Genomic DNA, 15,090 nt, shown 5'->3' with positions numbered 1-15,090 from the left:
GAATTAGTGGAAACACAGGCGTATTTAAACCGTCTGCTGAATCACGATCTGAACGCTCCCATGGGCAGCCTGAATAATCTGCTGAATGAAATAGCCGCACAGGTCGGCAGCGGGGAACTTCCTGATTATACAACTCTGCAGGTAATGCAGGATGTTTCCCGGAGAAGCATTCGTCTTCTGGCTGTGATCAGCGATATAGGAAAGTACCAGCTCCACCGGGCTCTTCCCAGCCAGGAGGAAATTCTTTTGACGCCCCTTATTTGGTCATCGGTTGCGCAGTTCCATGAAAAAGGGAATGAGAAAGATATCGAAATAGTTCAGGATTGCGATGACTCCCTGACTGTGTTCTGCGACAGTTACGGGCTGGAACGGGTAATTCAGTCACTTCTACAGCAGGGATCAGCTGCAGCCGGAGAAGGCGGCGGCATAGATCTTTCCAGCCGACCCTGCCCGGTCATTCAGGGATGGGTCCGGATTGAGGTCTCTTACGGGGATGAACCCTGGCCCGGGGAAATGCGCGAGCTGGTTCGAAGAACGCCGGAAAAGCAGGCGATCGGTGTGGATATGAACGATCGAAGGCTCTCCCTGGATATGAAGCTGATTCTGACAATCTGCGCTGCATTGGGATGGGGGTTTTCACAGGAGAACAGTGAGGACGGCAGGGTGATTTTTCACCTTGATGTTCCCGGTGGTGCCGGCAGGAGTGCTGCCGGGGAAGATGCCGAATAAACCGGCGAAATACCGTATTGGCTAAACCGGCTCCGGGCACGGAAACGGGCGGAGCGGTACATCCTGTTCCGGTGTAACTTCCTTAGTGTAGCGGACTACAGAATAACCACTTCCCCGATCACCGTTACCGCAACTTCACCATCCACCAGAGCCTGGCCGATCATGGATGCAAAAAAGCCGTCGTACTCAAGCTTTTTTGCCAGCAGGGTTACGGTTTTACCGGGTTCCACGGGTTTCAGGTAATGGGCTCCGGCAATGCGGGTGGCCCGTGCGGGTACCGGAGTTGCCTGTTCGGCAATATCGCTGCGCCCCTGTTCTTCAAAATAATACATGCACAAACCCAGCTGACCGATCATTTCAATGGTGAAATTCCCCGGATACATGGGAGCATCGGGAAAATGCCCCTGAAACACCGGATCGTCAGGATCCATGTAGCGCTGGCCGTACATCAGCCCCTGCTCCCGGTCAAGCCCCAGAAGTCGGTCCACAAAGAGCATGGGCTCTCTGTGGGGGATGATTTTCTTGATATCCTCCCTGCCGTAACTCAGGCTCACGGGCAGGGAGGCTATATCGAACAGAGGCTTTTTCCTGTGCTTTTTCAGCAGGGTTTCCTGTTCGCTCACGCTTATTTCATCCCTTTCACAATTACATCTTCCATAATATTCAGCGCAGTATCCATGTCTTCCCTGGTGAACTGGGAGGATACAGAGATTCTGAAACGGCGGGCATGTGCGGGAACCGCAGGATAGTCGATGGGTTGGAGAAAGAGTCCCCGTTTCTGCATTTCACCGGCGAAATGGAAGAGTTTTTCACCGCTCTGACCGATGATCACCGGTATTACCTGACTTTCACAGTCACCGATATCCAGCCCAAGTGCCTGAATATTTTCTTTCAGATAACGGGTGTTTGCCCAGAGCTGATCCCGAAGAGTGGAATCCCGGGTTGCAACTTCCAGTGCCTTGATCAGCCCGGCAATCACCGGAGGACTGGGGGCACAGGAAAAGTTCCAGCTGGAAGCATAGCCTTTCAGATAGCGGATAATCCGCTCGTTGGACGCAATGAAGCCACCCACACCGCCGAAGCTCTTGCTCAAGGTACCGTAGGACATGCCGATTTTGTCTTCAAGACCGAAGTGTTCACCCACTCCGCCGCCCTTTTCGCCGAACATCAGGGTTGAATGGGCTTCATCCAGATAGATAGGCGCATTGTAGGCCTCGGAAAGGGGCACCATTTCCGGAAGTTTGGCCATATCGCCATCCATGGAGTAGACGCCTTCTGCAACGATGAGCTTCCGCTTGTCTTTATGTTTTTCAAGCTTCTGCTCAAGACTGTTCATGTCGTTGTGGTCAAAGAATTCCATTTTGGCATGGGAAAGAGTCCCGCCGTCGATGAGGGATTTATGAATCTTCTCATCAAAAATCAGTACATCGCCCTTCCGCATCATTCCCTGCAGGGCACCCACATTTCCGCCGTATCCGGAGCTGAAGATCAGGGCTGCTTCTTTATGTTTCAGTTTTGCCAGTTTTTCAGCAAATTCCAGGTGCAGATCCAGGGTTCCGGAAACCAGGGGGGCTCCTGAGGAACTGAGGCCGTATTTATCCGCCGCCTCTTTCGCTGCAGCCAGTACTTCCGGGTGTGTTGAAAGCCCCAGATAATTGTAGCTGGTCATGTTAATAATCTTCCGGCGTTTGCCGTCAAGATTGCTCAGAATTTCCGTGTTGGCTTTGGGTGCCATGAGCAGGCTCTGGCCGGTGAAGCTGAATGCCTGTTGTACTTCCGGATCGTTAATCCATTCTTCAAAATCTTCGGGAGGAGAGAGGACATCGGGATTATTGGTATAATGAAAATCAGCGAGGCTGAAATCTGTTGCTTTCGCCATAAGTTTTTCCTGTATATTAAATTTCTTAGCCGCCGGTGTTGTACGCCGGGACTATACGCGGGTCAAGAGATGAGAAACCCGGGACAGGATGAAACCATCCCGTCTCCGGGGAAATCGGACGCCTGATTATTCTTCGACATGCTCCAGAAATTTGTCCGCAAGACCGTCAATATCTCCGATGTCAGCAAGTTCGGAACGGGGAATCTTGATATCAAGGTCCCGCATGGAACAGCTCACAACCTCGATAATATCCAGGCTGTTTGCACCATAATCCTTCATGGATTTGGATGCGTCGATCTCATCCAGTTCAATATCATCAAGATTATCCACGATATTCTTTTTGATGACTTCGATGACTTCAGGTTTAGTCATGATGTCTCTCCTCTTAAGATGATTGATCCTGTTTCTCTTTCCATGAAAGGAAACGCATCATCGTATTATCTGTGAATGGCAGGCCGTAGTCAACATTTACAACCTGTCCGTTCATTCCATCCATTAATCCGCTGCAAAGAGCGAACACTGCTTTTCCGCATTCCTCGGGGGTCAGGATCTGCTCTTCGCTGGCCAGTCCCTGATCGCGAAGGTAATCGAAAAACTCTTCGCCGAAAATGGCGGTAAAGCTCTCGGTTTTTACCTGCCCGAAGCGGATAACATTCACCCGGCTGCCCTCTTTGTAGAGATGGGCGGCCATGTACTTTCCGAAAAATTCAAGCAATGCCTTACTCGCTGCCACATAATCGTATCCCGGATAAAAATGATCCGGACCGTCGCTGCTGATCCCGATCACCTTTTCAGGGTAGGAACCGAATTTTTTCTGTATTTTCCGGGTATATTCAACCATAGGCCAGGTTGAATAGTCCAGAGTCTTATAGAGCGATCTCTTCTTATACGCATCGAGATTTCGCATTGTCGCAGCATATCCCACATTGCTGATAAAGATATCAACCGATTTGGATATCTTAGCCACTTCGTCGAGAAGGGCATCGGTATCTTCATCCACCGAAACATCCGCCTGCACAAGCAGGGGCTCGGGTGCACCAAGATCGGAAAACTGTTTTTTCAGTTCATCCATGTCCGCACTTCCCCACTTATAGGTGAGTACAGTCTGAGCTCCCGCCTGGGCAAAATTCAGTGCCGAGGCCAGGCCGATTCCTTTGGTACCGCCGGTAATCAGTACGGTTTTTCCTGTCATATCAATGCTGATCATAGCTGTTTCCTTCCTTTTCCGTGTTTACCGAAGCTGATAATCCCTGATCATCCTGCGTAGAGATCATCAATAATTTTTTTCGTCTCCGGATACCCGAAGCTGAGGGCATGCATCATATCCTCCTGCAGCCGGGCATCGGTGAGAAGTTTTTTCTTGGGTGCGGCAAGACTGTACTTCAACAGCTGTACAGACTTGGGATTCTTCTCCGCAATCTGCAGGGCAAGATCTGCGGCCTTTGCCAGAACCTCTTTTTTCGGGAGAATGTAGTTGATATTTGTGGACTTTTCCGCCAGTTCACGGCCCTTGTATCGCCTGCCGGTGAACATCATTTCGTTGGCAATATAGCTTCCCACGGCACCCTGCAGAAGGGTGGTGGTTCCCATTCCCGGCGTAAACCCCATATTCATAAAGACCGTGCCGTACCTGGCCTCCCGGGAGGCAATGATAATATCCGAGCAGAGGGCTATTACAAATCCCCCGCCCATGGCATGTCCTTCCATTGCGGAGATAACCGGGAAGCGGCAGTTGATAAGTCTTTCGGAGATTACGAGATCCCGGACTACAATTTTTCCGCTGGCCAGCTCCATGAGAGATTCCTTATCGGCCCCACCGGAGAAAGTGCTTGTAAGTCCTCTGAGAATAACAACCCGGGGATCAATCTCTTCAACCGCATCCAGTACGCTGAGAAAGTCCTCAACAAACGCATGGGAGAATACATTTTGTCCCTCCATATCATGCATGAAGATGGTGGCTATTTCCTTTTCATCCAGGGAAAACGAAACTCTCCCGTACTGTTCAAAAAGAGATGCGGGATCCGCATCCTCCCCGTGCCGGGAAGGTTCAACCTGCTTGGGGTGTAATTTTTCTTCTGACATATGTTCCTCGTCTGTGTCGAACCCGGAGGTTCAACCGTTTTGGCCGGAAAGCTTTTTTCCGGGTTTGAATCTGGAAAACCACTCCGGCATATCTCCTGAATGAAACGCTTCCAGCCCTTCCTTCACCTGGGGCTGGGCCATGTGTTTCAGCAGCGCCTGTTCGGCATTACCCCGCAAGGTATCGAAATCCTGGTCCAGGGCACGGGTGAAGAAGGTCTTTGCGGCAGCCAGAGCCCGGGGCTCGGCCCGCATCATGGTTTTCAACATGCTTTTCAACCCCTTTTCCAGGGCGTCTTCGGAAAACACCCTGTCCACCAGGCCGAAGTCTCGGGCTTCCCGGGCATCCACCCGGGCTGCGCTGAGCACCATATAACGGAAGCGCTGGGGGCTCATTCTCAGGGAAAACACATAGGGCAGCACATTATAGGGTACGAGGCCGAAGAGCACTTCCGAGAGTTCAAAGCTGGCGTCCTCCCGGGCAATCACAATGTCGCATGCGGCCGCAAGGCCCACCCCGCCGGCTTTCACATCCCCTTCAACAAGGGCGATTACCGGCTTTGCGCAGCCGGCAATACTGTACAGGAGGCTGGAGTAGCGTTTCACTCCGCCGCTTCGATGATCGCCGCCGGAATTTCCTCCGGAACCGTCATCATCAAGACTGGATTCAAGACCTTCCAGATCCATTCCCAGACAGAAACTCCGTTCCCCTGAGCGGATCATCAGCAGTTTTGCATCCTCGTCTGCCAGACCTTCCTGAAATGCCCGGGAAAGCTCTTCCAGACTTGAAGGATTGAGCCGGTTTCCCCGTCCGTCGGATATGTGAATAATGCCCAGGCCCGAGTCGTTTGAATATGTTACTGCAGAGGCCTGGGATTCCTCCCGGGCTGAAACCGCATCACCGCCATTCGTACTCATGGAAACCGCCTAGGCCCTTTCGTAGGTTCTGTACCAGTCTTTCACTTCTTTCAGCACCAGCAGACCGCTTCCCTTGTAGTGCTTTTCATACCAGCCGTCGAGAATGCTGTAATCCGGCACAAAATCAGAGTTTTCAACATAGGTTTCACGGAGTTTTTCGATGGCCTCATACTCTTCCACGCTGCAGCGGCGGCGCTCATCAAGGCGCTCGTCGATTTTCATTTTGGCCATTTCAGCCTTTGCACCGGGGAGAATGGTTCCCGAGTAGAACTCGCCGATGGCGCCGGAACCGTAGGCAAAGAGAGCAATATGCTTGCCTTCCGCATCGTCGGCATGGTTCACCAGTGCGGCCAGCCCGGTAAGGTTGGATGTTCCGTAGGTTGAACCCACCCTGCGGCTGTATGCCAGAGCGGGGATTACCCGGTTTTCAAAGTCCGCCCGGAGCTCGGGTTTCTTTTTGGGGGCGTTCTCTCGTGTGAGAGTCCGGTGTGCCTGGAATGCAATTCCGGGGAAGGGTGTGTGGTACACAAAGTAGGAGAAGTCATTATCAAAATCCACATCACCTTCAACCTGCTCCTTATAGTGCTCATAGGAACCCTGCACCGCATCCATGTAGGAGAAAAGGCTTACTTCATTATTGCCCACTTCAGCCAGGGCTGACGGACGGAAGGTGTCGTAAATGTCGGTGGTCCAGGTTCCCTTCCTTTCCAGATCGTACTCGATGATTTTCGGATCATCGGAAACCAGGGCTGCGGCGGCGCATCCTCCGAGGACAAACTCCTCAAGTTTGCCGAGATGCTGACGGGAGAAGTCCGAGGCAATAACCAGCGCCTTTTTCCCCTTGTTCAGCCCTGAGGCCACCCAGTTTACCGCAGTATCCAGGGCGGCGACCCCGCTGTAACATGCGAACTTGGTCTCATAGTTCCGGACATTGGGCCCCAGTCCCAGTGCGGAGTGGACGTTGGTGGAGATTGGCTTTCCGAAATCCACCGAACCCTCGGTACCCACTATCAGCATACCGATATCTTTCTTATCTTCTTCGCTGAGCATGGTCATGGCCGCATTGGCCGCCATGGTTACCGCATCTTCCCAGGTGGGGTTCAGACTTCTGGTTTCGATCAGATAGTCTTTTTTGATCTGCTCGGGATCCTTGCCCCGGGCCTTCGCCAGATCGGCCTGGTCAAGATACATTGATGTTCCGTACACGTTGAGTTTTTCAATTCCTACTCGTTTCATATAATTCCTCCCGGATTGGGTAATTTTCCGACTAGGGGGCGTAGGTAAGCCCTGCGGATATACGGAGATCTTCTCCGCTTATAAAAGAGGCTTCATCTGAACTGAGATAATACACCGCCGAAGCGATCTCTTCGGGGGTTCCCACCCTGCGGGCGGGACAGTGTTTTAACCAGTATTCCTGAAGCTGCTTGTTCATGTTTTCTTCCGTCATGGCTGTGGGGACGTAACCCACCGTCACAATGTTGGATGTAATTCCCTTCTTTCCGTACTCCTTGGCTATCGTGAGACTCATTCCCTGGAGACCGGCCTTGGATGCGGCGTAATTCACCTGCCCGCTGGATCCGTAGGCGGCAAGGCTGGAAACATGGATCAGTCTTCCCTTGCGGTTGCTGAGAAAGTGAAGCAGGAAGTTTCTGGATACCAGGAAGGGAGCGGTGAGATTCACCGACACCACATCTTTCCACTCTTCGTTGCTCATCAGCGCCGCAGCGTTATCTTTGAGTATGGCAGCATTGTTCACCACCGCAGTGATGTTTTCAAAATCATCTATGGCCTGTTCGCACACCTTATCGATGGCATCTTCATCAGACAGGTTGAGCTGATACGCCTGGACTCGTGCATCCGGGCGTATCTCCCGGGCCATTTCCAGGGTCCGGTCCGCCGCTTCCTTGTTGGATGAGTAGGTGAACGCCACCCCCCAGCCTTCGCTTACATAGCGGAGCACAATGCTTCTGCCGATCCCCCGGGATCCTCCGGTTACAAAGGCGTTACTCATGCTCCCTCCCACTTCTTGATGAGGCTGCAGCAGTTGAGTCCGCCGAAGCCGAAGGAGTTTTTCAGCATATAATTTACTTCCCAATCCACTGGTCCGTCGGCGCACACATCAGCTTCAATTTCCGGATCCTGTGCATCCACGTTGATGGTGGGATGAAGCCGGGAATTGTTCATCTGCATGATTCCTCCGATGGTCTCAACAAGAGGGCTTGCCCAACAGGTGTGGCCCAGCATGGATTTGGGGGCGTTGATTTTCATTTCCTTCAGGTGATCGCCGAATACTTCCCTGAGTGCGTATATCTCCTGCTTATCTCCGGCGGGCGTACCCGTGGCATGGCAGTTCGCGTACTCAACCTGCCCGGGCTTCACCCCCGCATCTTCCAGTACCTTCCGCATGACCCATGCCTGGTGCTGGGCGCCGGGCATGGGAAGGTGGTTCGCATTGGCGTTCGCCCGCACCGAAAGCACCTCGGCGTGGATGTGTGCACCCCGCGCCAGGGCGGATTCCAGACTCTCCACCACCAAAGCGGCTGAGCCGTGGCTGTACACAAAACCGTTGCGCCGGGTATCGAAAGGACGGCAGGCCGTTTCCGGATGCTCGTTCAACTCCTTGTCCATTACCACCGAGTTGATGATCACCGAAGCCTGAATGTCCGGCTCCGCAACATCGAAGAGGGCTCCGGTCACAACCGCCCGTTCAACTTCGCCTGATCTGATATCCCGTACTGCATCCCGCAATGCCAGATTGCCGCTTGCACAGGCTCCACCCACCGTGTAGCTGGGGCCGTGAACTTTAAGGACCTCGGAGATGAGGGCGGGAACGTTATTATCGATGGCTTCCACCGAACTGAGGGGATCCATGTACTCGGGCTCTTCCTCATACTGTTTGCTCAATCGGTTGATATACTTTGAGTTCAGGTTATGCCCTGCAACCACCACCATGGTTATGTAGGGGTCAATTTCAACCCCTTCCAGTCCGGCATCAAGCCAGGCATTCTGGGATGTGAGCACTGCGGTTTTGGAGGAAAAGGTTGCAGAGCGGAACAGTTTGCGAAGCTTCTTGAACTTCGCCTCGCCGATTCCCTCTTTCAGCCGCTCCAGAGCCGCCTTGGTATCGTAATCGCCCAGATCCCCGCCCACTCTGTTCTCACATTTGGCCAGATCCAGGGACTCCCATTTCTTCACACCGGATTTACCGGCCAGAAGGTTCTGATAATACTCTTCAACGGTGTCACCCAGGGGATTAATTGTTGCCATCCCGGTGATCACTATGCGCTGTTTGTTCATATATGCTCCTTGCATTAAGGACGGGCCCGGGGGTTCATCCCCCGAAAATCAGCCCTGGAGAATTTTCTCTATCGCCTCGAGGGTTCCTGCGGGTTTTCCCCTCAGTCCCTTGTAAAAAGATTTCCAAAGTCCACAAAGCACTTTTCCCGGCCCCGCTTCAATTACCAGATCATGCTCCCCGCCGGTAATAAAGCCCTTATCCAGCAGATATTGTTCTGAATCCACCCATCGAACCATGGACACAATCTGCTCACCGGCCCGTTTCCTGGCCTGTTCTCCGTTTTCGATTGGCGTGGCGCTTACATTGGAAATCAGGGGCAGCCGGGGATCATGAAAGGTGAACTCCCCGATCCGCTCCTCGAATTCTGTCCTGGCATCTTCCAGCAGAGGGGAATGAAACGGGCCGCTGACTTTCAGGCGTACAACCTTCATGGCACCGGCATCGTTCAGCGCGGCCTCTGCGGCATCCAGTCCCTGGGAAGTTCCTGCAATCACAATCTGGGTGGGAGAGCTGTGGTTGGCGATGAACACCCCCTGCCCGGCCATGGGAGATACCACATCACGGGCTTCCTCGAAGGGCAGGCCAAGAACGGCGCTCATTGCGCTGGGGCCGGCTGCAGTGTCGGCCTTTCGGGCTCCTTTTTCCATCACCTCGCCGCGGATCTGAACCACGCGGAACAGGGTTTCGGTATCCAGCACTCCAGCTTCATGAAGGGCTGCATACTCACCTACGGAAAATCCCATTACCGCTGCGGGAGTAACGCCCTTTTCCTTGAGAACCGCCGAAGCGGAAATATTTGCAAGGGTCACCGCCGCCTGGGTGTTGTCAGTGGACTTCAAGTCCTCTTCGCTTCCGTCGAAAAGAAGCCCGGCCATATCTTTATTCAGCACCCCTGAGGCGGTGGAAAAAAGATTTTTAACTTCATCGCTTCCTTCATATAGATCCCGCGCCATACCCGGATACTGAGCTCCCTGGCCGGGGAATAGAAAAACCGTACTCATGAGAAACCATCCTTACCTGAAACTTTTCCGGGATCCCCGATCGGGGATTTTCCCCGGGGATCCCGCTGTATATTGATTATCTATTGTTACAATTCTTTGCCGTATACCCGGTGGGTCCGGTAATGCTCCGCACCCCAGTTTTCCAGAAGATTCCGGAGATGGAGATTGGATTCCAGAATCCAGCTGAATTCTGCCCCCCGCACCCCCTGCTTTACTCCTCTGGTGTACAGTTCATACACAAAAAGGGCATCAATTCCTTTATTCTGGTACTCTTTTCGCACGCCGAAAGCGGCAATGCGGATACTGTCCGCCTTCTTTTTTCCTGCCAGAAGCTTGAAAATTCCGAAGGGCAGAAGCTTCCCGTTCATGCCGTGGAACACGGGATTCAGATCGGGAATGGGAAATGCAAACCCAACCGGCTTGCCGTCAACATACGCAAAAAGGGTGATCTTGGGGTCGATGGCCATTTTCAGTCCGTCGGCCAGTTGATCAAACTCCGACTTGTTCCAGGGTACGTATCCCCAATTGTCCCGCCAGGCATCGTCCCAGATTTCCCGTACATAATTCACATCCCGGTCCCAATTCTTCATTTCAACCGTTCTGATTTCCACCTTGCTGCGCTTACGGGCAAGCTCAGCCACCCTGGTGATTTTATCGCTGAGCTTGAGGGTGGTTTTCATTTTGTAGGAATACAGATCCTGGTCTTTTGCGTAGCCCGCGGCTTCATACAGTTTTCCGTAATAGGGCGGAGAATAGGGCATCTCGATCACCGGCAGGGTGTCGAAACTGTCTATCTGATTGCCCAGCTGATAATTGGTGGACCCGTTAATCGGGCCGATAACCCGGGCCATTCCCTTGCTGCGCACCCAGTCTTCCGCCGTGCTGAACAATGCTTTGGCCACATCCACATCATCATAGGCTTCAAAAAATCCCACAAAGCCGGTTTTGGTATTCTGATATTCACAGAAGGCATGATCCACGATTGCCACAATCCTTCCGGCAACGGCTCCATTCCGGTAGGCGAGGTACTCCTGCAGCTCTGCGTGATCAAAAAGCCCGTTGTGTTTCCGGTCGAACATGTGCTTCATGTCCATATCCAGAGGAGGGACCCAGGCGTCGTAGTGTCCGCCGGGCTCACCGGTCTTCGCCCGGTATACCTTATACGGGAAGTTCAGAAATTTCTTAAAATCCTTTTTCCCCTCAACGGGGCGCACCTCTATGGCCATTCCATGTCTCCTCATAACTTCGGCGGGAATTACTGAACGCCGTTCGTGCAGTATAAGGGTAATATGAAAAAAGAGGCAAGGGCGGAACCTCCGCCTCCAGAAGGGCCGGGGCTGCCTGCCGGACGGGAAAATCCGCAGGCAAAAACCAGCAGGTGCTCATGAGCACGTGCACATCAGGCAGGGGGAATCAGGCTTACCCCCATTTTCAGGGAGAGCAGCTTGGTTCTGTTATCATCCGCCCTGGACGTGAGCACCACCGGAGACCGCGGTCCGATGAGATTCCCGGCAATGGTTCCCCCTGCGGCGTAGGTGAAAGCCTTATACACCGCATTCCCGGTATTCAGATCCGGGAAAAGAAGAATATCCGCATCACCGGCTACCCTGCTTTCGATTCCCTTCGTCCTGGCTGCCTCGGCGGACAGGGCAACATCCAGCCCGAAGGGACCCTCGATCACCGCTGGACCCAGCTCTTCAGTGAGAAGGCCCTCATTATAATCCTGCACCATTCTGTCAGCATCCACGGTTGCCGGTATCTTCCGGTTCACCGTTTCAACCGGAGCAACCAGAGCTACTTTCGGAACCTTCACTCCCAGTCCCCGGAGGGTTTCCAGGGCATTTTTGAGAATAATCAGTTTATCATCATAATCCGGGCTGATATTTATGGCACAGTCGGTGAGAAACAGAATTTTTTTGAATCCCGGCAGCTCGCAGGCGCCTATGTGGCTGGCAAGTCGGCCGGGCTCGACCAGTCCGTACTCCTTGTAGAAAATCGCTCTGCTGAAATTTGCCGTATGCACCGCACCTTTCATGGCAAGATCCGCCAGACCGTCCCGGAGAGCTTCTGCGGCAAGGGAGCAGGCTTCATCCTCCCGGGTGGATTCTATGCAGCGGTAATGGCCCGGATCCATTCCCGCCGCCGAGGCAAGTTCTTCTATTTTCGCCGTTTCACCGATGAACAGGAATTCCGCCCAACCCTCCACGGCTGCGGCTGAAGTGGTTTCCAGGAGTGCCGGCTCATAGGGAAAGGGTACCGCAACGCGGCGTTTCACCGGAGGTACAAAAAATTCTTCAAGTCGCATCTACGCTTCCGTCCTTCGTATTGATTAGCCAGTGCACGGAAGCTTGTGAAGCACTACTTTTTCCAACAAAAACCAACATATGTAGTGCCTGAAAAACACCAGACACTACCAGTACGGTCGATTTTTTCGAAACATATATTTTTCACAAGCTTTGGTGCACTGTCCATTGAATACTGGTTTTTTACCGGTCTTCCTGCCGGTGCTTCTGATCCTGGCGGGGCTGATCTGGGTCATACTCCTTCAGCTCACGATCCCCTCTGAGCGCTGCCCGGGCGTTTTCCGCCAGAGCCTCCATTTCCCCCTCTCCGGGAATCACGAAAATTTTCCCCAGCCAGGAAAGCTTCGCCTCCAGTCCGCGGATAATGCGGCTGCTGTGAGCAAGGCCGCCGGTGAGGATAATTCCGTCCACATCGCCCTGGAGGGTTGCTCCATGCTGGGCCACCTCTTTGGCAATCTGGTGAATCATGGAATTGATAATCAGTTCGCTGGAGTACTCCCGGTTCCCGGCTTTGCCGGATGAGGAGTTTTCCTCCTGGATTTTCCGGAGATCGCTGTGCCCCAGGTAGGCTACCAGGCCTCCCCGGCCCACCAGCCGCTTTTTTAATTCCCGATGCACCGGATCGTGAATCGCCGGAACTCCGCCGGTTTCGGCATAGCTGCGGATCACTTCTTCCATGAGCTGGCCGGCAGGCAGACCTCCGCAGCGTTCCGGGGAGAAGGGCCCATCTCCATCTAAGGCATTGTTCACATCAACCACCCGGCCCTGCCGGTGAGCCCCCACGGATATACCTCCGCCCATATGCGCAACGATGAAATTGCAGTCCTCGTAACGCCGTTTGAGCCTTCCGGCGATCTTCCGGGCGCAGGCTTTCTGGTTCAGTGCATGAAAAATGCTGCGACGGTCCATCCCCGGCAGTCCGCTGGGGCGCGCCTCATCCATCAGCTCATCCACCACCACCGGATCGGCAATATATGCCTCCACGGGCCCACCGTCCCCGGGGCTGTAGCGTCCGGGAGCTGAATCTGCGATTTTTCGCGCAATGATCCCCCCCAGATTGCTTGCATGCTCGCCGTATACGCCCGAGGAGAGATCCCCGAGCATATAGGAACTCACCCGGTAGACACCTCCGGCCAGGGGGGCCAGCAGGCCTCCCCGGCCGATGACCGCTTGTAATGCGCCATCGTTTTCCAGCCCCTGGTGTTTCCAGGAAGCGGAGAGAAACTCCTCCGCAGCCCTGGTCCGGAAATCGGCCTGATCGGCCACGGCTGTAAAACTTTGTATCTCCCCGGGCTGGTGGCTGATACTTTGCTCTTCCAGCTCCCGCAGATTCACGCCTTCCATTTCATAGAGGGCAAGCTTGGTGCTGGTGGAACCGGGGTTGATTACCAGTATTATCTGTCTGGTGTCCGGTTCCACAGACGGTGCAGAACTCATGCAGCTTTCTCCTTTTGCCGACGGCTGGAATCAGTCTTTATATTCCCGGTGATATTCAGCGGCCTTCTCTATCAGCCTGAGGTTGATATCCAGATATTCCTTCTTTTTCAGACTCAGGGGTACAACAGCTTTCAGGGTTTCTATATCAACCACCTCTTTTTCAAGCAGATAGAGGGTGAGCACAATCATGTTTGCGGCGTTTATCAATCCCGCATCCTTGGCCATATCTGTTGCCGGAACGTAAATTACCCGCAGATCATCCCGCTCAACCTTGTCCTGCACCACCGAGGAATTCACGATGATCAGTCCGCCGGACTGAACCTTATCCACAAACTGAAGCAGGCTGGGTCGGTTCATGGCGATCAGACTGTTGGGATAATCCACAACGGGACTGCCGATCTCCTTTTGAGAAAGGATCACGCTGGCATTTGCCGTTCCCCCCGCATCTCGGGACCGTAGGAAGGAAGCCAGGTGGCGTTCAGCCCCTCGGTGATGGCGCAGTTCGCCAGAAGAATACCCGCCGAGAGCACTCCCTGGCCGCCGAAACCGGATATTTTCACCAGCTGATCCTCCTCCAGAGGACGGGCCTGTACGTCCGGCAGATCCTTGCTTCCGGCGAACAGTTCTTTCAATGTAGCGTCATCCAGAACTTCAGCCTCATCCCTCCGGGCCGATGGTCTGTCATCATCCCTGAAATTTTTCAGGGGATACATCTTTTCCATGCTTCCGGAAATCCAGTCCCTGGCTTCAACCGCCCCCATCTTCCAGTTGATGGGACAGGGAGAGAGTATTTCGATAAAAGAAAATCCTTTCTTGTCTATCTGATTCTGAAGCCCTTTTTGAAGAGCCTTCCGGGTTTTTCTGATATGTTTGTAATCCGCCACCGATACCCGCTCGATGAACACCGGCGTCTTGATCGCATCCATCACTTCTGCCATGCCTATGGGAGCACCGTCATTGAGAAGGTCCCGGCCCCGGGGGGTTGTGGCCGTCTTCTGACCCTGCAGCGTGGTGGGAGCCATCTGTCCGCCGGTCATCCCGTAAATGGCGTTGTTAATGAACACCACGGTCATGTTTTCACCCCGGTTTGCCGCATGAATAATTTCGGTGGTTCCGATTCCCGCAAGGTCGCCATCCCCCTGATAGGATATGACCACTGAATCGTCATGAACCCGTTTCACTCCCGTACCCACCGCAGGGGCCCTGCCGTGGGAACACTGGATATTACCGGTATCAAAATAGTAATAGGCGAACACCGAACATCCCACAGGAGAGAGCATCACCGTTTTATCCTTTATTCCCATCTCCTGAATCAGCTCCGCCAGCAGTTTGTGCACCGTACCGTGACCGCAGCCGGGGCAGTAATGGGTCACCTTCTGTCCGGATCCCTTTCGTTCAAATGTATCGTAAAATGCTTCAGGCTTTTTATATTTAACCATGTGTATC

Annotated in this window: 16 protein-coding genes; 1 reads left to right on the top strand and 15 read right to left on the bottom strand. The window is 53.4% G+C overall.

The window, feature by feature from the left end:
- The first annotated feature begins 6 nt into the window (after positions 1-6).
- Positions 7-729 (top strand): ATP-binding protein, encoded by a 723-nt coding sequence (locus L21SP2_RS02035; RefSeq protein ID WP_024266787.1) that lies wholly within the window; start codon positions 7-9, stop codon positions 727-729.
- 95 nt (positions 730-824) lie between these two features.
- On the opposite strand, the gene L21SP2_RS02030 is transcribed toward L21SP2_RS02035, so the two are convergent.
- From L21SP2_RS02030 to L21SP2_RS19165, 15 genes are all read right to left on the bottom strand, one after another.
- Positions 825-1,352, bottom strand: a complete 528-nt coding sequence (locus L21SP2_RS02030; RefSeq protein ID WP_024266786.1) for a 3-hydroxyacyl-ACP dehydratase FabZ family protein — start codon at positions 1,350-1,352, stop codon at positions 825-827.
- A gap of 2 nt (positions 1,353-1,354) precedes the next feature.
- A complete protein-coding gene (locus tag L21SP2_RS02025) occupies positions 1,355-2,608 on the bottom strand; it encodes an aminotransferase class I/II-fold pyridoxal phosphate-dependent enzyme (protein ID WP_024266785.1) in 1,254 nt (417 codons plus the stop codon).
- A gap of 126 nt (positions 2,609-2,734) precedes the next feature.
- Positions 2,735-2,980 (bottom strand): phosphopantetheine-binding protein, encoded by a 246-nt coding sequence (locus L21SP2_RS02020; RefSeq protein ID WP_024266784.1) that lies wholly within the window; start codon positions 2,978-2,980, stop codon positions 2,735-2,737.
- A gap of 13 nt (positions 2,981-2,993) precedes the next feature.
- Entirely contained in the window at positions 2,994-3,815 is an 822-nt protein-coding gene (locus tag L21SP2_RS02015; RefSeq protein WP_024266783.1) for an SDR family oxidoreductase, read from the bottom strand.
- A 47-nt stretch (positions 3,816-3,862) separates the two neighbouring features.
- The gene (locus L21SP2_RS02010) at positions 3,863-4,690 is read right to left on the bottom strand and encodes a polyketide synthase (RefSeq protein ID WP_024266782.1); all 828 of its coding nucleotides are present in this window, start codon (positions 4,688-4,690) and stop codon (positions 3,863-3,865) included.
- Positions 4,691-4,720: 30 nt separating this feature from the next.
- Positions 4,721-5,605 carry an enoyl-CoA hydratase/isomerase family protein gene (locus L21SP2_RS16720; protein WP_024266781.1) on the bottom strand — a complete coding sequence of 295 codons (885 nt, stop codon included), beginning with the start codon at positions 5,603-5,605 and terminating at the stop codon, positions 4,721-4,723.
- A 9-nt stretch (positions 5,606-5,614) separates the two neighbouring features.
- Entirely contained in the window at positions 5,615-6,841 is a 1,227-nt protein-coding gene (locus tag L21SP2_RS02000) for a hydroxymethylglutaryl-CoA synthase family protein (protein WP_024266780.1), read from the bottom strand.
- A 31-nt stretch (positions 6,842-6,872) separates the two neighbouring features.
- The gene (locus L21SP2_RS01995) at positions 6,873-7,616 is read right to left on the bottom strand and encodes an SDR family oxidoreductase (RefSeq protein ID WP_024266779.1); all 744 of its coding nucleotides are present in this window, start codon (positions 7,614-7,616) and stop codon (positions 6,873-6,875) included.
- Positions 7,613-8,902 (bottom strand): beta-ketoacyl-[acyl-carrier-protein] synthase family protein, encoded by a 1,290-nt coding sequence (locus tag L21SP2_RS01990; RefSeq protein ID WP_024266778.1) that lies wholly within the window; start codon positions 8,900-8,902, stop codon positions 7,613-7,615. The genes L21SP2_RS01995 and L21SP2_RS01990 overlap by 4 nt, the downstream gene beginning before the upstream one ends.
- Positions 8,903-8,950: 48 nt before the next feature.
- Positions 8,951-9,904 (bottom strand): ACP S-malonyltransferase, encoded by a 954-nt coding sequence (locus tag L21SP2_RS01985; RefSeq protein ID WP_024266777.1) that lies wholly within the window; start codon positions 9,902-9,904, stop codon positions 8,951-8,953.
- An 86-nt stretch (positions 9,905-9,990) separates the two neighbouring features.
- Complete coding sequence (locus L21SP2_RS01980) at positions 9,991-11,130, bottom strand: GNAT family N-acetyltransferase (RefSeq protein ID WP_024266776.1); 1,140 nt, start codon at positions 11,128-11,130, stop codon at positions 9,991-9,993.
- Positions 11,131-11,303: 173 nt separating this feature from the next.
- Positions 11,304-12,209: a phosphate acyltransferase gene (locus tag L21SP2_RS01975; protein WP_024266774.1), complete on the bottom strand. Its 906-nt coding sequence runs from the start codon at positions 12,207-12,209 to the stop codon at positions 11,304-11,306.
- A 181-nt stretch (positions 12,210-12,390) separates the two neighbouring features.
- Positions 12,391-13,644: a butyrate kinase gene (gene buk / locus L21SP2_RS01970; RefSeq protein WP_024266773.1), complete on the bottom strand. Its 1,254-nt coding sequence runs from the start codon at positions 13,642-13,644 to the stop codon at positions 12,391-12,393.
- A 30-nt stretch (positions 13,645-13,674) separates the two neighbouring features.
- On the bottom strand, positions 13,675-14,064 hold the full coding sequence (locus tag L21SP2_RS19170) for a 2-oxoacid:acceptor oxidoreductase family protein (protein ID WP_024266772.1): 390 nt from the start codon (positions 14,062-14,064) through the stop codon (positions 13,675-13,677).
- Positions 14,061-15,083, bottom strand: a complete 1,023-nt coding sequence (locus L21SP2_RS19165; RefSeq protein ID WP_024266771.1) for a thiamine pyrophosphate-dependent enzyme — start codon at positions 15,081-15,083, stop codon at positions 14,061-14,063. The genes L21SP2_RS19170 and L21SP2_RS19165 overlap by 4 nt, the downstream gene beginning before the upstream one ends.
- Between the last annotated feature and the right edge of the window lie 7 nt (positions 15,084-15,090).

The sequence above is a fragment of the Salinispira pacifica genome, assembly GCF_000507245.1.
GTDB classification, from domain to species: Bacteria; Spirochaetota; Spirochaetia; order DSM-27196; family Salinispiraceae; genus Salinispira; species Salinispira pacifica.
Note: the sequence above shows the minus strand (reverse complement) of the source record. Positions and strands in the feature narration are given on the sequence as shown.